Below are 21,139 nucleotides of genomic sequence, written 5' to 3'. Positions count from 1 at the left end.
TATGACACTGACGATGCACATTGGGGAGTTTAAGGCGCGGTTTTCCGAAGTAGTGGAAATGATCAAAAACGGCGTGACCGTCAAAGTGATCAAAGGAAAATCCGGTGAATTGGTCGGCTATTTTGGAAAAACCCTGGAGCCTCAAAAGCCAGCCAAGCGTACCCTGGGATTTTTCAAAGAACAGGGTGTAACCATCAACCAAGAAGATCTCTACTGGTCTGATCAAGAACTGGAAGAATTTGGGCTATGAAGTACTTGGTCGATACCCATGTCCTCTTGTGGCTGGCCTACGAAGATGATAAGCTCAGCAAAGCAGCTCAAGAGATTTTACTCGATCCAAGAAATGAAATTTATCTCAGCGCAGTAAGTTTTTGGGAAATAGGATTGAAATTCCAGTCTGGAAAACTAGACTTAAAAGGCCATACTCCCGAAATGCTGAAGGCCGGGTTTGACCAATACTTTGAATTCAGAAGTTTGGATTTGACTGTAGAGGATGCCCTTTCTGTTTTCAGACTTGAATCTTCCATTCACAAAGATCCATTTGACCGGATGCTGATCTGGCAAGCACTCCGACATAGTCTGACTTTGCTCACAGCCGATGAAAGCATCAAACGCTATCAGGAAATTGGACTAAAAGTAGTCTGGTGATTCGGGAAATTTTCAGGGTTTTTAATGGACCCACCCCAATCGTAGGTTCTTCTTTGCAGCGTTGAAGATCAAAATAGCACTGGATGAGTTGGTGACCACTTTTTGTTCTAAAAGTCTTCCCAATAAAACTTCACCATAAGATTACACCAGTCAGATTTTCAAAACCAGACCGGTTATTGGCACTTTCAGTGCTGTGGGTGAATACCTAAATCCTATAAGTTTTGTAAAACAACTTTGTGCGTTGGATGCCCAGCATCCAATTGAGCTTTACATAGGTAGAGGAGAATCTAAGATGGGGATATGCTTTTTGAACCGGATTTCGTACTCGTCAACTTGACTTGGGTTGAAGCCAAACGACTTTTTGCTCAGGTTCGTGGGCTTGACCTAGAATGTCCCGATAGAGGTCCGGACGTCTTGCCCGGAGGTAGCGAGAACCACCGGCTTGGGTGAGTTTTTCGGGAGTGATCGTAGCGATTACAAAGCTGTCTTCGAAGTCCCGACACTCGGACAAAATATCTCCAAACGGATCGAGAATCATCGAACAGCCGTTTTTCAACTGATCGTCGTCCATTCCGATCGGATTGGAAAAGACGACATACACCGCATTGTCATAGGCTCGGGCAGGCAGCCACTTCATCAACCAAGCCCGACCCTTCAGGCTGTCAAACTCGATGCGAAGGGAAGTGGGATCATTTTCCCGGTTTTCCCAAAGCTTGGGATCCACAAATCCGGCTCCCGGACGGGTAGAAGGGGTACACATGGTCTCATGTGGCATGAAAATAACATCTGCCCCAAGGAGTTTTGTCGCTCGGACATTTTCAATGATGTTGTTATCGTAGCAGATTAGAATTCCGCATTTCCAGCCAAGTAAGTCAAAGACCACGTACTCATTTCCGGGTAAAATATGTGGATTGATAAAGGGGTGGAGCTTGCGGTATTTAGCCAGGAGCCCGTTTTGATCTACACAGACATAGGCTTTGAAGAGTTGGTCTTGCTCGTCTTTTTCGAAGAGGCCGGCCAAGATGACGGTTTGATTCTTGCGGGCGATTTCGATGAGTTTTTGGATGCTTGGCCCCTCGGGAATCCGCTCGGCCACTTCGAGCATCTGTTCCTTGGACAGCTTTCTGGCAAAGGTGTATCCAGTGACGGAACATTCGTGGAAGGCAATGACCTGCGCGCCTTGAGCCGCTGCCTTGGCGGAAAGCCGGTCGATGACGGAGAGGTTGTATTCCTTATCTCCGCTTCGGTTTTCAAACTGGGCACTAGCAATTTTCAGTTTTTCCATAGAATAGAAAGATAGGGGTGAGGAGGAGAAAGGGCAAGTGAGTTGAAGTATTGGATTAAGAAATGCTTTGCATGGATTTGAAAATGGCAAAAAATAGAAAGGGCGGAATTGCAAATCCCGCCCAGCTTCTATTAGAACTTTTAAGCCGAAAATAAGAAAGTTAATACTAGAGACTGAATCAATACCCAGCCTTCAAAGGCGGAGGGCCGTCAGGGATAATGCCCTTGTAGACATAGTCTCCTTTTTTCTGTTTGAATTCAGCTTTGATCTCGTTTCTCAGGGCTTCGTTTTGGTACAGATCCACCATGGTCATGGCCAAGGCCTTGGCTGCATAGCCCATTCCCTTGTGACCGATGGACATGCCTCCTGAGGCTACGACTGCCCAGGAATGCCAGGGAGTTCCATTTGGTGCGGTGGTTGCTCCCATTCGGATGGTGGGAACGACCCAGCTGACATCGCCTACGTCGGTACTGCCACCCATGCTGTGTTCTTGGGTTTCTTCCATGGGTTTGATTTGGGAAACAAGTCCGATTTGAGGTTTACCGGTAGCTTCCTGGATTTTTTTAGCGAATTCTTGTTCCTCGGCGGTATAGCTGATTGGGCCAAGGTTTTCCAGGTTTTTTTGCATCACCGCCGAACCGGTTCGGTTGACCAGGATCTCATGCACGCCGGATACGAGCTTCACTTCGTGGGAGACATTGGCCATGATGGCGGCACCTTCAGCCATTTTTTCTACCTGCTTCCAGACAGGCAAAAGTCCCTCACGACTGGTATCACGGACTCTGACCCACAGTCTGCTGTAGTCCGGCACGACGTTGACGACTTGTCCTCCGTCTTGGATATGGTAATGAATCCGGACGGTAGGCTTGATATGCTCGCGATAGTAGTTGATCCCTGTGGTGTAGAGTTCGAGGGCATCGGAGGCAGAGCGGCCGTTCCAGGGATCACCGGAGGCATGGGCCGCCTGTCCTTTGAACTCGACAATAAAGTCCACCAAGGCCAGTCCTTTTTGGACTTCGGTTTTGGTTTCGTCGGCGGGGTGCCAGTCCATCATGACGTCCACATCGTCCATCAGTCCGGCACGGATCATCCAGAGTTTGCCGAAGTATTTTTCCTCGGCAGGAGTGCCATAAAATCGGATGGTACCTTTCAGTTTACCCTCGGCTATCAGGTCTTTGATGGCTGATGCCGCGCCCAGGGATGCGACCCCAAAGAGGTTGTGCCCACAGCCGTGACCCGGAGCACCTTCGTGGAGCGGGCTTTTGAAAGGAACTTTGTTTTGGGACAATCCAGGTAACCCGTCAAACTCACCCATAATACCAATGATTGGAGATCCTGAACCGTATTCCGCCACGAAAGCAGTGGGGATTTCGCCCACGCCTCGGGTGACTTTGAATCCGAGATGTTCGGCATAAGCAGATAGAGCCGCCGAGGATTGGGTTTCCTGAAAGGCGATTTCTTCGAAAGCCCAGATTTTGTCGCTGAGCTCCGTCATGTCGGCAAATCGGGAATCAATGGTTTGCTGTACGGATTGCTTGAGTGGATCGGGTTTGGGGGCGGCTTTTTTCTGTGCCAATAAGGGACTTGCAACTAGGATCAAGCCCAAAGCACTGAGGTAAATTTTTCTCATAAGGTGATGGTTGGTGTTTGGTAAACTAAGATGCCTATAAGATAATAAGGAAGAAGTGATTTTTTAGCCGCAAAGGGCTCAAAGGAAAAATAAGAGTACACAAAGCTTAACCGTCAAGGTCACCAAGGATAATTCAGAGGACTCAAAGGGTAAACCGTATAGGTCAGGAAGAATGGAGGATTGCTACAAAGACGCTAAGGCGCAAAAAAAAAGGATTCTAATAATAGAAAGAAGAAAAGGACTGCGACTATGTTTTCTATGTGTCTACTGTGGTTTTGAAACCGCTTTTGAGAAATCTTTTTCTATAGCGATGGAACAAGCTTTCGTTTCCAAACCAGCTTTTGGTTTCCAGCGCTGGGGATACCATTGACAAATTTTTCCACCAAGATTTTGCTTCTAGAGGTTCATTTGCCACGAAGACACTAAGGCGCAAAAAAAATGATTCTGTTAATAGAAAGAAGAAAAGGACAGCGAAATGTTTTCTATGTGTCTACTGTGGTTTAAAAAAAACGGTCTCAAAAATTTACCTGATATTTAATGGTCAAATCGATTATCTATTTCCAACTTGCCTCAACATGAATTTCCATTACTTCCCTGACTTTGATACCATGAGCCGAAAGGGCTTTGAATTGGTGAAGACCGAAATTGACCGAAAGCCAAATTTGTTGTTTTGTGTTGCAAGTGGGGGATCGCCATCGGGTCTTTATGCTCAAATGGTGGCTGAAAAGGTTAAAAATCCAAGCTTTTGCAATCAGCTCCGGGTGATCAAATTGGATGAATGGGGTGGGTTAGAGGAAGGGTCAACCTTTACTTCCGAGCTCGATGTGCAGACCAAGTTTGTTCAGCCCATGGGGATTTCCTCGGATCACTATTGGACCATTGATCCATTTACTTCTGATCCGGAAGGGGATTGCAAGAAAATGGAAGAAGCAATTCAGCAGGAAGGTCCAATGGATATCTGTATTTTGGGGATTGGGGTGAATGGCCATATTGCGCTCAATGAACCCGGAGAAAGGCTCAGACCTGAATTTCACGTCTGTGAGTTGGCCGAATCCACCCTCAACAATGGCATGATCAAATCGCTGAATCAACCGCCGACTTTCGGTATGACCATGGGCGTGGGGAATATCCTACAATCCAAAAAGATCCTGATTTTTATCGCGGGTTCGGGGAAAAAAGAGGCTTTTGAACGCTTGCTAAAACCAGAGGTAAGTACGCAGTTTCCCGCTTCCCTGCTTTGGCTTCATCCCAATGTGGATGTGTTGGTGGATGAAAGGGCGGTTTGATTTTTGCCACTAAGACGCTAAGGCGCAAAAGTTTTTTTGAAGGCGACGCAAAAAGGCAGAGATTCTTTGGCTACAAAAAACTACTTTGAATTATGCCGACGGAGACGCAAATGCACAAATGGTTTTTTGATCAAAGATATCTTTAACGGTAATGATTATTTTTTTCGGAGAAAGGAATACGAAAACCTTGAATCAGTCGAATACGGAAATTTTTAAACTTAGCGTCTTTCTGCCTTCGTGGCAATAATCCTTTGCAGCCTAAAAACAAAAAAGTCCCAAATTTCTTCGGGACTTTAATGCGGAATGGACGGGACTCGAACCCGCGACCTCCTGCGTGACAGGCAGGCATTCTAACCAGCTGAACTACCACTCCATTTGTTTTCGGACGATGAACACTGACCAGCGACCTTCCCGATGTATCGGGACAAGCACTCTAACCAGCTGAACTACCACTCCTAATGGTTTAGCTTTTTTAATCTTATGCGGAATGGACGGGACTCGAACCCGCGACCTCCTGCGTGACAGGCAGGCATTCTAACCAGCTGAACTACCACTCCGTTTGTTTTCGGACGATGAACTCTGACTAGCGACCTTCCCGATGTATCGGGACAAGCATTCTAACCAGCTGAACTACCACTCCGTTTGTTTTCGGACGATGAACTCTGACTAGCGACCTTCCCGATGTATCGGGACAAGCATCTAACCAGCTGAACTACCACTCCGTTTACCTTCTCTTTTGAAGTGGTGCAAAGGTAGGCAAATGATAGTTTGATGCAAGAGTGTAGGTTAATATTTTTTACTTTTTTGGCTATCTGATTCTTTTTCAGTTCAATAATTTTAAGGATTTATGTTGCCCCATGTTCCTTATTTTGGGTTTGTCAAACAGGGATTATCCTTATCTTTGCTTCTTCCAAAAATCACCAAAATGGTATTAGAATTTGAAAAACCCATTGCTGATTTAGAGCAAAAACTTCAGGAGATGAAAGACTTGGCCAAAGGCCGAAATATTGATCTAAGCAGTGATATTGAGTCTTTAGAAGAAAAAATCCTGGCTTTGAAAAAAGAGACTTTTGACAACCTCACTCGCTGGCAGCGGGTGCAGCTTTCCAGACATGCGGACCGTCCTTATTCCCTTGACTATATTTATGAAATCACCAATGACTTCATAGAGCTTCATGGGGACCGTACGGTAAAAGACGATAAGGCCATGATCGGAGGGCTGGGTGATATTGACGGACGAACGGTAATGTTTATCGGTCAACAAAAAGGCCGAAACACCAAGCAAAGACAAGAGCGGAATTTTGGGATGGCCAATCCTGAAGGCTATCGTAAGGCACTTCGTCTGATGAAAATGGCGGAGAAATTTGGTAAGCCAATCGTCACATTGATCGACACTCCGGGTGCTTTCCCCGGTTTAGAGGCAGAGGAAAGAGGTCAGGGAGAAGCTATTGCCCGAAACCTTAAAGAAATGTTTATGCTCAAAGTGCCCGTGATCTGTATTATTATAGGTGAAGGAGCTTCTGGAGGTGCTTTGGGAATTGCGATAGGGGACAAGGTATTCATGCTTGAGAATACATGGTACTCCGTAATCTCACCGGAATCGTGTTCTTCCATCCTCTGGAGATCATGGGATTACAAAGAGCAAGCAGCCGAAGCCTTGAAGCTGACTGCCAAAGACATGAAATCCAATGGCTTGATTGACGATATCATTCCTGAGCCATTGGGTGGGGCGCATAAGGATCTCAAATTTATGTCTAAAACCATCAAAGAGGTGATCCTGAAAGCCTTAAAAGAACTCGACAAAATCAAACCTGAGAAGCGCATCGAGCAGCGGATTGAAAAATTCTGCTCGATGGGAGTGGTGGTGGAGTGAACTTCAATATTAGAGATTTGAAATTTGAGATTGCGGTGACGCAAACTTATTTAAACCAAAAAGCAATCTGTCCATCCTGGGAAAGGTTGCTTTTGGTTTTTTAAACCCAAGAATAAACTCAAATGGAACTGTATACCGTAAATACCGGATTTTTCAAGCTGGACGGAGGCGCCATGTTTGGAGTAGTACCTAAATCCTTGTGGTCCAGGACCAATCCAGCAGATGAAAACAACCTCTGTACCTGGGCCATGCGATGTTTGCTGGCCGTAGATGGGAATCGGGTAGTCTTAGTTGACAATGGAATTGGAGATAAGCAAGACGCCAAATTTTTCTCTCATTATTACCTGCATGGAGAGGCCTCCCTGGATCAGAGTCTCCGAAATCTTGGCGTACATCCCACCGACATTACTGATATGTTTTTGACGCATCTGCACTTTGACCACTGCGGAGGTGGTATTCGCTATGGCTCCCATGGTCAATATGAACTTACTTTTCCGCGTGCTACCTACTGGTCCAATGCAGCTCATTGGCAATGGGCGACGGTCCCTAATCCCAGAGAAAAAGCATCTTTTCTGGAAGAAAATATCCAGCCTATGCAGGATCATGGGGTTTTAAAACTTGTTGATCTGGAGAAAAAGTCACTTTTCCCCGGTTTTGACTTCATTACTGTAGATGGTCACACCGATAAGCAGATGCTTCCAAAAATGACCTATAAAGGCCACACGGTGGTTTTTATGGCGGATTTGCTTCCTTCCGTAGGACATATTCCCTTGCCTTATGTGATGGGCTATGATACCCGGCCACTGATCACGATGAGTGAAAAGCAGGCGTTTCTGGAAGAAGCAGCCCGGGAGAACTATGTACTCTTCTTGGAGCATGACCCGGTCAATGAATGCTGTACCGTGAAGATGACCGAAAAGGGGGTACGCCTTGATCAAACTTTCCGACTCGATGAGCTCTAAACTGAAAATCGGTCTGGCGCTTTCCGGGGGAGGTGTTCGTGGAATCTCTCATTTAGGAGTTTTGAAAGCACTCAATGAGCTTGGTATTATCCCTTCCAAAGTTTCAGGAAGCTCAGCAGGTGCCATTGCAGGGGCCATGTACTGCCAAGGCTATCAGCCGGAAGAGGTAATGAAGATCATCGTGGAGACCAACTACTTCCGCTTTATGCGTCCGGCGATTTCCTGGAAAGGAATTTTGAAAATGGAAAGCCTGGCCGACCTTTTTAAAATCTATTTTCCGCACAATGATTTTGCAGGATTGAAAACTCCCCTGGCCGTAGCTGCTACAGATATCCGAAAGGGAAAAGTGGTCTATTTCGACGAGGGTGAGTTGATCAAACCGATTTTAGCATCTTCCTGTATTCCTGGGATGTTTGAACCTATCCATTTGGAAAACAAATACCTCGTAGATGGGGGAGTATTGAATAATCTGCCAGTAGAACCCCTAGAAGGCATTTGCGATGTGGTGATTGGAGTCAATTGCAATCATCTGCCTGAGGAAAGCAACATCCGCAATATGAAAAATCTGATCGAACGGTCAGTGATCATGACCATGAACTTCAATGTCTACAGTCGCAAGTCCAAATGCGATTACTTTATCGAAGCGCCGGGATTGGGTAAATACGGGGTATTTGATATCAAAAAAGCTCCTGACCTTTTTCAGGCAGGATATGATCAAGCGATGAAGGTGTTTGAGGAAAACCCTTCCATGAAGGATTTGATTGCCAAACCCAAAAAAGAAAAAACCGAAACTATATGATGAAAGTACTTTCCCGATTTATCTTCTGGATAACGGGCTGGAAATTGAATGACAATTGGCCGATAGGACTGAAAAAGGCTGTATTGATTGCCATCCCACACACCTCCAATTGGGATATTTTATACGCACGTGCGGCCTTTTACCTGATGGATATTCCGGTAAGGTTTACCATCAAAAAAGAAGTGATGATTGGACCCTTGGGTTGGTTGCTTTCGGGCTTGGGTGCGATTCCTATTGACCGAAAAAGAATCCCTGGAGGTAGAAAACAAACCTACACCGAAGCGATGGTTCAGATGCTCAATGAGCGGGATGAGTTGGTGGTGATGGTGACTCCTGAAGGAACCCGAAGTGCGGTAAAAAAATGGAAGACAGGGTTTTATCACATCGCACTTGGAGCAAATGTTCCGGTGGTGATTGGCTATTTGGACTACAAAAAGAAAGAAGCCGGAATCGGTCCCTGCATCTACCCTAATGGAGATATGGACGGGCAGATTGAAGAAATGAAAGCCTTTGGCCGGACCGTTACCGGCAAACATCCTGAGAAGGGTATCATTTGAGCAGTGGTTCCTAGACTTTTCCAAAGCGCTAAACTTTGGGAAAATTCTAATTCACAGGTGTCCAAATCACTTCAAATCAAACTGCTCTTTCAACAAGTGGTAGTAAGGTCTCAGCCCATGATGAAGAAAAACCTTCTCTTGGTCATCCGGGAAAAGTTTTCGATAGGAGTCAGTGGGCTGAAGTACGATGAAGCTACCCGTTCGGGTAAAATGATTACTCTGAAAATAACTGGGATATCGGTATTCAGGTAAAGTTTTTAAAACCTGCTTTCCTGCGTATTTTCCCAAAAATTTTTCAAAGTTTTTCTGGGCTTTTTGGGTGGGTTTGTTGAGCTTATTGTAGACCTTTTTGAAAACCAGTTTTTGAGGAAACTTTTGTTTTTTGATAAACTCCGATGCATCGGTGAAAGGGTTTACTGGATTGAAGTCATTGACTGTTTGGATGGAAAAAGGCACTTCAGGAACCCAATCGGAGGCATTGACCACATTAAAGGCCCAGCCGCCTTGGGTGATAAATTCATAATGGTAGGCAAAAAACAGGTTGCCCGGCTTTGGGGCTGCACTTGCGTAGGTTTTGATCCGAATGGCTTCAGTCCAGCGTCCCTCTTTCTTAAGCTGATGAAGATGTGCAGTCATCAGGTAAGCTATTGCACCCCCTTGACTATGGCCCGAAACCATAAAATCCCGATACCCTGCCTGATATAAAGAATCCATTTTTGGAACCAAGGTTTCCGCCAAGGCTCCCGTGGATAAGGTCCACCCCACATGTACGGCAGCCTTGGGATGCTCAGCAAATTGATATTGGAATTGGTAATCATCTCTGATTTGAAGGCTTCCTTTGGCAGGAATCATCGCGGCATAGAAGTTGGCGAGCCAGGAAGTTGGATTATTTGCTGTTCCTCTGATGGTCAGCCAAGCCGTCTTTTTTCCTTCTTCGATCCACAGATACCATTTGTTTTCAAGGCCTACGAGTGGAGACTCGTAGATCAAAGAGAATTTAGGGTTTTGTGGGATCCCTTTGGTAAAAGAGGTGTCTTTCACACTTCCGGCGGTAATTCCCAAAAAATCCCGATATTCTTCGGGGGAAAATCCGGGTTGAAGTTGGGCGAAAGCCTGGTTTACCGTAGCGAAAAGCAAGCAAAAAGCAACTAGTGATCGTTTGACCATAGGATTAAAATTTTCTAAAAAACAGTTTTCTGGCCTATTGGTTTAAGCCCAGTTTTTTGTCCACCGGATCTTTGACCAATCGAAACCCAACATTGGAAGTCCCGGAGTCGAAAGCATGTCCCTGTCGGGCAGAAGGTCGATAGTTGACACAATAATTGGGAGCACAAAGAAAAGATCCTCCTTTGATCACCCGCTCCATGGCATAGGGATTATTGGGATTGTAGCAGGGGTTCATTCCGGCGTCAAGCTTGGGTGCATAGCCTGCGAGTCTCGCTAATTTAAGGGCGTCGTACCAGTCAGAGGTCAATTCCCAGACATTTCCGATCATATCATATAGGCCAAAGGAATTGGCGGGAAATGCCTTGGCAGGAGAAGTACCGATAAATCCGTCTCCTCCCTCATTGCGGTTTGGGAAATTTCCCTGAAAAGTATTCGCAAGGTATTTGCCTTCCGGGGTCAGTTCATCCCCCCATGCAAATCGTTTCCCGTTGACACCACCTCTTGCGGCAAATTCCCATTCAAATTCACTGGGAAGCCTTTTTCCTGCCCATTTGGCATAAGCTTCGGCATCTTCAAAGGCAATGTGAACGACGGGATGGTCTTCTTTGCCTTTGAGGTTGCTCTGAGGTCCTTCGGGATGCCTCCAATCTGCCCCTATGGTCCAAATCCACCATTGGGAAATGTCCGTCAAAGGCACGGGTCTAGCAGGAGGGGAGAAAACCAAGGAGCCCGGCAACAGGGCGGAATCATCCAGTTTGGGAGTGCCGGGAGGAAGTTGTTTTTTCAGCTCTTCCCAATCTATCGGCCTTTCGGCCACGGTAAGGTATCCGGTGGCTTTTACAAATTCTTCGAATTGGGCATTGGTGACCTCTGTTTCATCCATCCAAAACCCACGGACGGCAACATTTACCGCGGGCTTTTCAGCATCGTAAGCATCCGCCTCGTTGCTTCCCATGATAAACTCCCCGCCAGGAATCCAAACCATTCCTTCTTCTTTGAGGGGAGGCTCCGGATCTGCAAAAACTACTTTTGATTCCTCGTGAATAGGTGCAGGGCCAGACTGTGGACCTGAGGAGGAATTGCACGCAGAAAGGACTGATATGACTCCAAGAATTATGAAAATCCGTAATTGCTTCATGTTGGAAATATAAGGCTTGTCAGTCACTTATACATTCCAAAAATGTTGTGGGGCTATTTTTCTACCTCCACCATTGCAATTTTTGCCTGAACTTTCTTTCTCAGTTTATTGAAGAATTGTTTTCGTTCTTTTTCTCCTGTTCCAGAAATCAAGGTGGATTTTTTCATCAGGTTATCCAGATTTCTAAACATGCCCTCATTGAATTTTTGGTCAATAGACCCCACAAAGTAGAGTACACTATGATTAAGGTAGGTGATCTTAGTTTCTCCGATTTCAGCCATGAAGGTATTGTCTCCCAGTACGATTTCGTTCAAATAAAGGCGATATTCGGCGCTGTCTTCTGTAGGGGCATGTCCGAACATGGATTTTTTGCCGTTTTCGGCCATTTTTTCCAGATGATCAATGACTTCAAGAACGCATTGATAAAGTTGCAAGGTGATTTCTGAATGCGCAATCAACCCCATCTCATGGTAGACCTCGATCTGTCGGAGGGTTGTGTTGAGTCCCTCCTCGTTCCAGATTTCAGAGGTGGGGACTTTGTTATATACCCGCAGGATTTTATGAGTAATGTCCTGATAAGGGGCGAAGTAATTCTTCTCCAAAGAGAATCTTTCATTTTTCAGGCTATCGTAATACAGGATGGACTTCATCCAAAAGAAAAATTTAAACCCGGCTAAAACCGGATGGTAATAGTGATGAAACGGAGGCATGTCCTTGACCAAAAAATAAACATGCCTGTGGCTAAAACTATTTACCAGGTTCAATTGAGCCAGCACATCGTCCATCCAATTTTTAAATGCATCCTCATGGTAGGTATTTAATCTGCCTTGGAACATGATGGAATCGGTGTTTAAACTCAAAAATTTATCCAGGGATAAATTGAATCGTTGGCATAAGAGTTTGAGTTCATCAAAGTCCAATAGCTTTTCTCCTCTGATGCGTCGGTAGGCACTATCCACACTGACGTTGAGCGTTTCTGCAACTTCATCTACCATAGAAGTGTAGGAGGGCAGGGTGGTTCTCAGATTTTGAAAAAACTGAGCCTGGGTATTGTGTGCAGGATTAGTCATAGATTGGGTCGATTTACAAAAACCTGTATGTGAAAAGTTTACAAAATATAGAAAAAAAAATGTGATAAAATAAATACTCTTAAAAGAAGATGTGGGTATCCGAGATAAACAAAAAATAAAATGTCGAGATATGTTTTAATTATAAGGTAAAATTCCGCATTACTGCCTGCATATCTTATATTCTATGTAAGTAGTGATCCAAGCTAAAGGATTCTTATACCATTTTTTTTTTAGAACCATTTTGGAGGCTCTCCTTGCTTAGGGGAAGTATTTGCAGGTTTCAAAAATTGATCCCAAGGTTGATATAGGAAACCTTTCGATCTTCTAAACCAAAATCCAAAGCGAATTTGAATTGTGGTGTAATTGTTTTGGGTCGAAAGGTCTGATTATGAGGCTGAAAATGCGAATTCAGAGGGAATTTTGATTGTTTGGCCTTTCTTGCTTAGCTGCGATTAGGTTCCTGTAATCGATGCCGTGCCACATAAAAGGGAAGGAATACTAAGGATCAAATCATAAGAGAAAGAGAAGTTGTGATGGGAGCAAATAAGATAGATAAGCAGGTAATCGATCCTTCACATTCGTAAATCTGTTTCGTGTATGAATTATCATGAAAACGTGAAAAAGCCAATGATCATGTTCTGGCATTGGCTTTTTTGAATTTAGAAAGAAATAGGCTGATCGAATTCCTGAATCATAAGGAGAAAAATACTTAAGTGTTTAAACTTTCAGTGAGGTTGATGATTAATTAACTACATCCATCATATTTGTATCTAAATAAGATATTTTAATAATTATCAATGTTAATAGTATTTATATAATAATAAGATTAGGTACTATGTGATTTTGTTTCTTGCCCTTTGTTAAAATTTTTGAAGTAGTTTTCTCTCATTTTTTCAGTCACTTGTACATGAGCCGGGGCAAGTGTATGGAATAACCAGTCCCATAATATGGTACTGAAACTATATCCTTGATTGGGATACTTGGTATGGTGTAAAATATGTGCCCGTTGGATTCTTGGGAAAAGGTATTTTCCAACCCGCTTATGGAGGAGGTAATGCAGAAAATTATACATCAAAAATCCGGTGAAGAAGCCGGCAAAAATGGTAAAGGTGCTGTTTCGTTCCCAAGCAACCCAATTGATCATTATTCCCAAAAGAAGGGTGAAGGTCCTGTGGAAAAAATTGACTTTTAGGTTGCTGGGGTTGCTATGGTGCTCGTGATGGTGAAAAAGGGTGTCTTTTTGACCTGGAATGAGTAATTCATGCATGAGGAATCGATGAATTACGTATTCGGCAAAGGTCCAAATCAACCATCCTCCTAGGAATAAAAAGATAAAATATCCTAGTGTCCCTTTGGCATAAAAGCCTAATGACAGGATAAAAGCAAAGATCAAGGAAGCTTTAATCAGGCAAAGCTGAAGAGCTCTGGGTGAATTTTTAGATATCGTTTGCATGGCGATTGTTTTTTTGATGAAGTTATATCGCCAAGTTTTTTTCCATAGGTTAAGATTCCCTCAGTCCTTCAATATCTTATGCAAAAAATGCTTTTGAAAGCCTTTCCATTTTTAAAATAGGACAAAATGCCAATGCAAATTTTTAAAAATCGCAAAATCTCAATATTTACTAAGGTGGACTAGCGCATTTGAAATTTGAAAATTTCCCTCTGATTAAAGGGATTTCTGATATTTTGAAAAAAATCAAACTGATAATACGCTAATCTGCCAGTTGACGACTATTCCACTGATTTTGGGCTGGATGCTTCGACTGCGCTCAGCACAGGCGACCGATGACCGAAGCCCGAAGATTCCCATAAATATGGCGTTAACTTGGTCTTTTGACCTTTAGAAATGCTACTGGCAAGATTCCGTATATTCATTAAAATCAATTGAATTTTGATCAGGAGGAGCGTAGCGAGCAAAAAAAAAAACGGCCTAAGCCGCTTTTTGAGATGGATTTGATCGATCACTCGCCTGAATCGGCTGCCGCATGAAGCTTGCCAAGTTCTTGATCAATGGTCCAAAGGCCGATGCCTTCTTCTCCGATGATGTCAAACAATTCTAAGGCTCTCCGTGACATGGTTTCTTCTTCGCGTTGCTCGGTGACGTACCACTGCATAAAGCTAAAAGTGGCAAAATCCTTCACGCCGAAGGCATGATCCACAATGTTGTTGATGGACTTGGTCACTTTGATTTCATGCTCCAAAATCAGTTCAAACACTTCTCTCAACGAGTTGAAATTGTGTCTGACTCCTGTGATTTCGGGTTGGATTGCATGCCCGCCCGCCTCATTTACATATTGGAAAATCTTCATCATGTGCATTCTCTCCTCATCGGCATGCGTGTAGAGGTATTTGGCAGCATTGGCATAGCCCATCATGTGACACCAAGAAGCCATAGAGAGGTAATAAGCAGAAGATTTGCCCTCCATTTCAATTTGTTTGTTGAGCAAGACCTCTGTATCGGGAAGTAAGGAACGCTGAAGCGTTACGATTTCTTTCTGTTTCATAGAAGTAGTTGATAAAATAGTTACACCAATCTAACTAAATCAACCCGCTTAATGATTCCCAAGAGCGTCTTTTATTTTGAAATTTAGAATTGGTTTAATTTGAAATTCAAGCATTATCGGGTCTGGGGAGAGGGAAAAACTGCCAAGCTTTCTTCACCTGATTCACTGACAGATTGGACAGCAAAGAAATAATTGTCTTTACTGTATGGAAGGGAAATGGAAGTTTCGGTCGTGAAAAATTTCTTTTCCCACATCGGAGAGGAAGTTTCTCTCATCAACACATAGTACCCTTTGGCTTTGCCCTGAAGTGGGGCTTTCCAGTTCAGTTCAGATTTGTTGGTCAAACCCCGGACATCGATTCGTACTTCTTGGGGCATCCCTGCCGAGTTGGCCAAGGAAGCTGCCGAAGACAAGTTGACTGCAGACACTTTTCTCAGGTACTCAAAATCCATAAACTCCGGAAGATCTCCATACTGAATACCATTTTCCACTCGGACATTTTCATGTTGATGGAGGAAATTTTCATTCATTTCGGACATTCTCACCGCCGTAAAACCGTTTCTCATAAACGGAGTCTGATCGCCACCTCTCAGAAATCGGTCACTTCGATAGATCAGCTTAACTTCCATGTGGTCCACATAACGCTCGCCGATTTCTTTGATGTATCTGGCCAACTGCCTGGAAGGGCTGTCATTGTCCGAATTGGTAGATCGACGGATAGCGGCTCCTCGCTCATCCTCAGCCAAAGGAACCGACTCCGAGAAGACACGCATGACGGTATTGTTGCTGATGAGTGTTTCTGAGGAATTGCTGTTGCCTACAATATCATTGTTGAGCACTGCTTCGATTTGCCAACCTTCTGATTTTGCTTTGTCTGCGAGGTAGGTAGCCCCTTTCAGACCTTGCTCTTCCCCGGTAAAGGCTACAAACACAAGGGTGGATGAAAATTCCTTTTGAGCCAGAACTCTTGCCAACTCCAAAACTACGGCCACACCACTGCCGTCATCATTGGCCCCTGGTGCTGCTCCATCAGCATCCATTACGTCACGATTTCTGGAATCAAGGTGACCAGATACGACCACGATTCTTTTGTCATTGGGGTTGGTGCCTTTGAGGGTGGCCACCACGTTGGCTACCTTGGAATCTGCCACGATTCTCCGTCCGTCTCCGGGAGTGACAAATTCCTCGATTTGGGCTGTCATTCGGCCATTGGATGCCTTGGCAAATTGGTTGAATTTGCTTAGGACATAGCGCTGGGCGGCAATCATTCCGTTTTTCTCATCTGTGTTGAGGGTGTGGCGAGAGTGGAATCCCGACAGGTCGTAGATGTATTTTTTGAGACTGTCCGAGGAAACTTGCCGAACTAGGCTTTCGATTTCAGGATTTCGGATGACGGCCTGCTGTGCCATACTTCCCCAGGAGGTGATTCCCAAGGCTAGGGTGAATAATATTTTACGCATGGTAGGTTTGGTTTTTTCTGTTAACCTTAAATTTATCCCAGAAGCTTTTCATTCAATCCATATTTTACATGAACACATTCTCACTTCCCAGCAAAGGCGATTACCCAACCTATTACGAAACCTACTTGGAAAAAATACCGCCAGCTTCCTTCACGGATTTGATCCAGAATCAAATCTCTGAAATCCGGGAGCTTTTCGCTTCCAAACCGGCCGGATGGGACTCCATTGCCTATGCGGAAGGCAAATGGACGCCCAAAGAGGTTTTAGGACATATTATTGATACCGAACGGATCATGACTTTCAGGGCTTTGTGTTTTGCAAGAGGAGAAAAGCAATCTTTGCCGGGCTTTGATGAAAATCAATATGTGGCTGCAGCAGGCTTTTCGAAGATCCCTTTGGAAGATTTGTTGAATGATTTTGAAGCGCAACGAAAGGCTATATTGACCTTAGTGAAAACTTTATCAGCTGAATCGCTGGATGGGGTAGGGATGGCTAATCAAAAACCGATTACTCCCAGAGCCTTACTTTGGATTATCCCGGGACATTTTATACATCATCTTCAAGTATTAAACAGCCGTTATTAATGTTGACTATCCCCATCGCAGTAGTGGATGCTTTCACATCCGTACCTTTTTCCGGCAATCCAGCCGGAGTTTGTCTGTTGGAGCAATCCTTGACCAAGGAGCAGATGCAGTCCATCGCCATGGAAATGAACCTCAGTGAGACCGCCTTTGTGGAAAGATCAGATGAGCCCGGAAATTTTTCTCTCCGTTGGTTTACACCCACTCTGGAAATTGACTTATGCGGGCACGCTACTTTGGCCTCTTCCTTTTGGATGTTGAAGTCGGGTTGGACTCGGGAGGGTGAAACAGTCTATTTTCAAACACGGAGTGGGAAATTGAGCGTGAAATGCACTTCAGAAGGACTAACTATGGATTTTCCGTTGATTCCTACCTATCCGGATACGCATCCTTTTTTTAAAGAGGACTTGTTCAGTAAAAAAATCGTCAAAGCCGCCCAACTTCGGAGAAACTGGATCTTTGAACTGGAAAATGAAAAAGCAGTAAGGGAGTTGATCCCTGATTTTGGGCTTATCTCCGCCCATAGCGAGGAGGGATTTATCATTACTGCTCAGGGAGAAAAGCATGACATCGTTAGCCGATTCTTTGGCCCCAATGTGGGGGTTCCTGAAGACCCGGTGACCGGCTTTGCCCATTGTGCTTTGATGGATTATTGGAATCAAAAAACCGGGAAAACCCAATTGAATGCATTTCAGGCAAGTAAAAGGGGAGGGGAATTAACGCTCGAAAAACACGATGACCGGGTTTTGATTCAAGGTCAGGCCGTGCTTGTGCTCACAGGTTTTATTCATCTTTAATCGATTGACGATGCAGGCCAAGGCTCAACTTCAAAACCTCATCAGGCACATCAATGAATACTGGCTGACGGATGCCAGTTTTGTAGTGCTTTTGGTTACGCTGATTTTTACTGTTTTCTTTCTTCCAGTCCTGATTGAGTTTGGCCAGATGGATGTCTTTTTTGTCAACCTGGTCTTTCTTTTCCTCTTTTTTACCGGGATTTGGTCTTCAGCCAATACCTTTTTGATGGTCCTTACCTCCCTGCTGTTTGTAGCTCAATTGGTATTGAGACTTCTCCGGTTCAGTTCTTTGCCTGTGGAGTTTTACCTGGCCGAAAGGGTGGTGGGGTTGGCCAATATGATGGTCTTTATTTTTCTCAACATCCGACTCCTCTTTCGAAATGATGAAATCAATCTCTATCGGGTAATTGGAGCGATCAACGTGTATTTGCTTTTGGCTGTTTTGGGTGCATTTGCATTTGAAATCGTCAATCTGCTATTGGGAGATTCCATTTCAGGACTCCACGAATTCAGTGGATTGGATCAGGATTTTTCGGTGTATATCTATTTCAGCCTGGTTTCACTTACGACGGTGGGTTTTGGGGATTATATTCCAGTAAATGTGGTCTCCAAAATGATCTCGGTTTTCTTGTCAGCGGTAGGGATTTTATATCCGGCCATAGTCATTTCCAAGCTAGTTGGATCAAGTGTCCAGCGAAAGCAAAGCTAATCCTCCACTCCTGTAAAATGCTGCGTTCCAAATCAAGATTTAAGTCTAATTTCTCCCCAAATAATGATCATTAACCTATGAGAAAAATCTACTTCAGTCTTCTGATGCTGCTGAGTTTTTCAGTGGCTATCTCCCAGACGACCAGAAAAATCGAAGTTGAATCCAAAGTGGAAACCACTTCGGAAGTTAGCATTAAGGGTAAACGAGTTCCTTATCGAGCGACTGCCGGCACTCAACCCGTTTGGGATGATAAAGGCGAGCCCATCGCTTCGTTGTTTTATACCTATTACGAGCGAACAGACGTGACGGACAAAGCTAAACGTCCTTTGGTAATCTCATTTAATGGAGGTCCAGGATCAGCATCAATTTGGATGCATCTGGCCTACACCGGACCGGTGATTCTCAACATCGATGACGAAGGATATCCTGTTCAGCCTTATGGAACGAAGCCTAACCCACACTCTATCCTCGATGTAGCGGATATCGTCTTTGTTGACCCCGTCAACACCGGCTATTCCCGAATCGTGAAGGAAGATACTCCCAGAGGTACGTTTTTCGGAATCAATGCAGACATCAAGTATTTGGCCGATTGGGTCAATACCTTTGTGACCCGTCAAAACAGATGGGCTTCTCCCAAGTATCTGATTGGGGAAAGCTATGGTACCACTCGGGTAGCTGGATTGGTCTCTCAACTTCAGAATTCTCATTGGATGTATTTCAACGGAGTGATTTTGGTGTCACCAACTGATATGGGCATCGATCGCGGTGGACCGGTGAAGATGGCAAACTATTGGCCGTATTACGCAGCCACAGCTTGGTATCACAAGGCTCTTCCTGCCGAACTTCAGGCGAAAGACCTGGACGAAATTCTGGCGATCGTAGAACCTATGGCTATCAATGAGATTCTGCCTGCCATGACTAAAGGCGGCTTGCTTTCAGATTCTGAGCGGGATGCCATTGCTACCAAGATGGCCTACTATTCGGGCTTGAAAAAGGAAGCGATCCTTCAATACAACCTGATGGTACCGACCAGCTTTTTCTGGAAAGAGCTCCTGAGAGAGCGTGACGGAATGACCATCGGTCGGTTGGATAGCCGATACAAAGGATTCGACCGAATGGAAGCTGGCTCTGCCTATGACTTTGATCCGGCTTTGACCAGCTGGAATCATGCTTTTGCTCCGGCATTCAATCACTATGCGAAAAATGTCCTGAAGTACAACACCGATTTGACCTATAATCTTTTCGGTCCGGTGAATCCTTGGGACCGAAGCAACGAAACTACCGGGAATGACTTGGGTACAGCCATGCGCCAAAACCCGTACTTGCATCTGATGGTGCAGTCGGGCTATTATGATGGAGGAACGGATTATTTCAATGCCAAATACAGCACCTGGCATATCGATCCCAATGGAAAAATGAAAGACCGAATTGACTTCAAAGGTTACCGTTCGGGCCACATGATGTACTTGAGAGCGGAGGACTTGGCGACTTCCAATGAGGACATTCGCCAGTTTATTCAAAAATCTTCCGTAGCTCCGGGCCAGCCGGCGAAGTACAAATAAATTTTACTGATTATACGCCATTCTGCCAGTTGACGAATATTCCACTGATTTTGGGCTGGAAGACCGATGACCGAAGATTCCCAAAGACATGGCTTTAACTTGGTCTTCTGACCTTTAGAAATGCTACTGGCAAGATTCCGTATATTCATTTAAATTTTCGAAAAAGGAAGAATAAAATGGCTCCGAAGTAATAACGGAGCCATTTTTCTTTAAATACCCAGCACCAGATTTAGGTCTTCTGTTTCCAGAAATTCTACTTCCTTTCCATTCATTTTTGCTAGGATGAGATAGATATCTCTGAGTTTTTTTCCATCTCTTCTCAAAAATTGGATGGAAGTAGCTCCTGTGGATTTAGAAAGTTTGGACTGATTTTCACCCCGGATGAGTTCATGATGGAGAAAGGTGATTTGGCCAAAGCTTTCTTTCCCAAGATGTCCGGCCAAGTCCAGCTGGGCGAGGGTAGAAGGATACAAATCAATCCCTCTTACAACCAAATCTACCCCAAAATGGATGTCGTCCACTACAGAAGTCAAATGATAAGCAGGCAGCTTGTCTTTCTTTCTGACAATATAAAAAGCCGTTTCCTCTGGAATCAAATCCGTCTTTTTTCCTTGCGGGTATTCAGTAAATGAAATAAAATCTGAATCCAAGGTATTGATCCTCCAGGCTGTTTCCGGTCGGTCAAGCGGAATTCTTCGGTCCAGGCATTGACCTAAATAGTATCCCCGGGAGTCCATTTGTTGGATTTTGTTTCTTGAGCAATCGCAGGCAAAGACCCGTTTGGTTTGCCTTAGGTTTTCCAAAGCTTGGTCATAGAGCGACATTCGATGCACCTGTGACCATTCGGATTCCAGTTCCTCCAGAGATTTAGGGCCTTGATCGATGGGGATTTCCAGAAAATCCAAGGAGTCAAAAATGTCCTGCACATACTCGGAACGGTACCTTTCCCTGTCCAGATCATCGATTCTGAGGAGAATTTTAGCTCCGGATTTTTTGGCTATCGCCTGGGTCAAAAGAAAAGAAAAGGCATTTCCAAGGTGCAGAAATCCACTTGGGGTAGGGGCGATGCGGGTAAGCGTAAACTTCATGTCTCAAAGGTAAAACTTTCTGA

At 44.5% G+C, this 21,139-nt stretch carries 20 protein-coding genes and 2 tRNA genes; 11 read left to right on the top strand and 11 right to left on the bottom strand.

Going from position 1 to position 21,139, the window contains the following annotated elements; genetic code table 11:
• Nucleotide 1 precedes the first annotated feature (1 nt).
• On the top strand, nt 2-250 hold the full coding sequence (locus CLV31_RS08490) for a hypothetical protein (RefSeq protein WP_111392460.1): 249 nt from the start codon (nt 2-4) through the stop codon (nt 248-250).
• Entirely contained in the window at nt 247-648 is a 402-nt protein-coding gene (locus CLV31_RS08485; RefSeq protein WP_111392459.1) for a type II toxin-antitoxin system VapC family toxin, read from the top strand. The genes CLV31_RS08490 and CLV31_RS08485 overlap by 4 nt, the downstream gene beginning before the upstream one ends.
• A 328-nt stretch (nt 649-976) precedes the next feature.
• Here the strand turns inward: CLV31_RS08485 and CLV31_RS08480 are convergent, their stop codons facing one another.
• Nucleotides 977-1,933 (bottom strand): nitrilase family protein, encoded by a 957-nt coding sequence (locus CLV31_RS08480; protein ID WP_111392458.1) that lies wholly within the window; start codon nt 1,931-1,933, stop codon nt 977-979.
• A gap of 178 nt (nt 1,934-2,111) precedes the next feature.
• Nucleotides 2,112-3,563: an amidohydrolase gene (locus CLV31_RS08475; RefSeq protein ID WP_111392457.1), complete on the bottom strand. Its 1,452-nt coding sequence runs from the start codon at nt 3,561-3,563 to the stop codon at nt 2,112-2,114.
• 575 nt (nt 3,564-4,138) lie between these two features.
• On the opposite strand from CLV31_RS08475, the gene CLV31_RS08470 reads away from it, so the two are divergent.
• Nucleotides 4,139-4,849 carry a 6-phosphogluconolactonase gene (locus tag CLV31_RS08470; RefSeq protein WP_111392456.1) on the top strand — a complete coding sequence of 237 codons (711 nt, stop codon included), beginning with the start codon at nt 4,139-4,141 and terminating at the stop codon, nt 4,847-4,849.
• Nucleotides 4,850-5,148: 299 nt separating this feature from the next.
• Here the strand turns inward: CLV31_RS08470 and CLV31_RS08460 are convergent.
• Together CLV31_RS08460 and CLV31_RS08455 are read right to left on the bottom strand one after the other, a co-directional pair.
• Nucleotides 5,149-5,222, bottom strand: a tRNA-Asp gene (locus CLV31_RS08460).
• Nucleotides 5,223-5,332: 110 nt separating this feature from the next.
• Nucleotides 5,333-5,406, bottom strand: a tRNA-Asp gene (locus tag CLV31_RS08455).
• 368 nt (nt 5,407-5,774) lie between these two features.
• Here CLV31_RS08455 and CLV31_RS08450 point away from each other — a divergent pair.
• The 4 genes from CLV31_RS08450 to CLV31_RS08435 all read left to right on the top strand — a co-directional run bounded on the left by CLV31_RS08450 (nt 5,775) and on the right by CLV31_RS08435 (nt 9,040).
• Complete coding sequence (locus CLV31_RS08450) at nt 5,775-6,722, top strand: acetyl-CoA carboxylase carboxyltransferase subunit alpha (protein ID WP_111392632.1); 948 nt, start codon at nt 5,775-5,777, stop codon at nt 6,720-6,722.
• Nucleotides 6,723-6,844: 122 nt separating this feature from the next.
• On the top strand, nt 6,845-7,684 hold the full coding sequence (locus CLV31_RS08445) for an MBL fold metallo-hydrolase (protein WP_111392454.1): 840 nt from the start codon (nt 6,845-6,847) through the stop codon (nt 7,682-7,684).
• The gene (locus CLV31_RS08440) at nt 7,674-8,483 is read left to right on the top strand and encodes a patatin-like phospholipase family protein (RefSeq protein ID WP_111392453.1); all 810 of its coding nucleotides are present in this window, start codon (nt 7,674-7,676) and stop codon (nt 8,481-8,483) included. The genes CLV31_RS08445 and CLV31_RS08440 overlap by 11 nt, the downstream gene beginning before the upstream one ends.
• A complete protein-coding gene (locus CLV31_RS08435) occupies nt 8,480-9,040 on the top strand; it encodes a 1-acyl-sn-glycerol-3-phosphate acyltransferase (RefSeq protein WP_111392452.1) in 561 nt (186 codons plus the stop codon). Before CLV31_RS08440 ends, CLV31_RS08435 begins: the two co-directional genes overlap by 4 nt.
• Before the next feature lie 66 nt (nt 9,041-9,106).
• On the opposite strand, the gene CLV31_RS08430 is transcribed toward CLV31_RS08435, so the two are convergent.
• The 6 genes from CLV31_RS08430 to CLV31_RS08400 all read right to left on the bottom strand — a co-directional run bounded on the left by CLV31_RS08430 (nt 9,107) and on the right by CLV31_RS08400 (nt 16,379).
• Nucleotides 9,107-10,207, bottom strand: coding sequence for a lipase family protein (locus CLV31_RS08430; protein ID WP_111392451.1), 1,101 nt, complete (start codon nt 10,205-10,207; stop codon nt 9,107-9,109).
• 34 nt (nt 10,208-10,241) lie between these two features.
• The gene (locus CLV31_RS08425) at nt 10,242-11,345 is read right to left on the bottom strand and encodes a formylglycine-generating enzyme family protein (RefSeq protein ID WP_111392450.1); all 1,104 of its coding nucleotides are present in this window, start codon (nt 11,343-11,345) and stop codon (nt 10,242-10,244) included.
• Between the two features lie 53 nt (nt 11,346-11,398).
• Nucleotides 11,399-12,415 (bottom strand): hypothetical protein, encoded by a 1,017-nt coding sequence (locus CLV31_RS08420; RefSeq protein ID WP_111392449.1) that lies wholly within the window; start codon nt 12,413-12,415, stop codon nt 11,399-11,401.
• An 826-nt stretch (nt 12,416-13,241) separates the two neighbouring features.
• Nucleotides 13,242-13,868, bottom strand: coding sequence for a sterol desaturase family protein (locus tag CLV31_RS08415; protein WP_111392448.1), 627 nt, complete (start codon nt 13,866-13,868; stop codon nt 13,242-13,244).
• A gap of 508 nt (nt 13,869-14,376) precedes the next feature.
• A complete protein-coding gene (locus CLV31_RS08405) occupies nt 14,377-14,919 on the bottom strand; it encodes a ferritin (protein WP_111392446.1) in 543 nt (180 codons plus the stop codon).
• Between the two features lie 113 nt (nt 14,920-15,032).
• Nucleotides 15,033-16,379: a M20/M25/M40 family metallo-hydrolase gene (locus CLV31_RS08400; protein WP_111392445.1), complete on the bottom strand. Its 1,347-nt coding sequence runs from the start codon at nt 16,377-16,379 to the stop codon at nt 15,033-15,035.
• A 68-nt stretch (nt 16,380-16,447) separates the two neighbouring features.
• On the opposite strand from CLV31_RS08400, the gene CLV31_RS08395 reads away from it, so the two are divergent.
• The 4 genes from CLV31_RS08395 to CLV31_RS08380 all read left to right on the top strand — a co-directional run bounded on the left by CLV31_RS08395 (nt 16,448) and on the right by CLV31_RS08380 (nt 20,028).
• Nucleotides 16,448-16,963, top strand: a complete 516-nt coding sequence (locus CLV31_RS08395) for a DinB family protein (RefSeq protein ID WP_111392444.1) — start codon at nt 16,448-16,450, stop codon at nt 16,961-16,963.
• Nucleotides 16,963-17,757 (top strand): PhzF family phenazine biosynthesis protein, encoded by a 795-nt coding sequence (locus CLV31_RS08390; RefSeq protein ID WP_245943359.1) that lies wholly within the window; start codon nt 16,963-16,965, stop codon nt 17,755-17,757. The genes CLV31_RS08395 and CLV31_RS08390 overlap by 1 nt, the downstream gene beginning before the upstream one ends.
• Before the next feature lie 10 nt (nt 17,758-17,767).
• Nucleotides 17,768-18,466 (top strand): potassium channel family protein, encoded by a 699-nt coding sequence (locus CLV31_RS08385; protein WP_111392443.1) that lies wholly within the window; start codon nt 17,768-17,770, stop codon nt 18,464-18,466.
• A gap of 77 nt (nt 18,467-18,543) precedes the next feature.
• Entirely contained in the window at nt 18,544-20,028 is a 1,485-nt protein-coding gene (locus CLV31_RS08380; RefSeq protein WP_111392442.1) for a S10 family peptidase, read from the top strand.
• Between the two features lie 209 nt (nt 20,029-20,237).
• Here CLV31_RS08380 and CLV31_RS08375 read toward each other — a convergent pair whose 3' ends face one another.
• Entirely contained in the window at nt 20,238-21,116 is an 879-nt protein-coding gene (locus CLV31_RS08375; RefSeq protein ID WP_111392441.1) for a glutamate--tRNA ligase family protein, read from the bottom strand.
• Nucleotides 21,117-21,139: the final 23 nt, after the last annotated feature.

The organism is Algoriphagus aquaeductus, from assembly GCF_003253485.1.
Taxonomy (GTDB): domain Bacteria; phylum Bacteroidota; class Bacteroidia; order Cytophagales; family Cyclobacteriaceae; genus Algoriphagus; species Algoriphagus aquaeductus.
The sequence above is the reverse complement of the archived record's forward strand: the minus strand, read 5'-3'. Positions and strand labels throughout refer to the sequence as shown.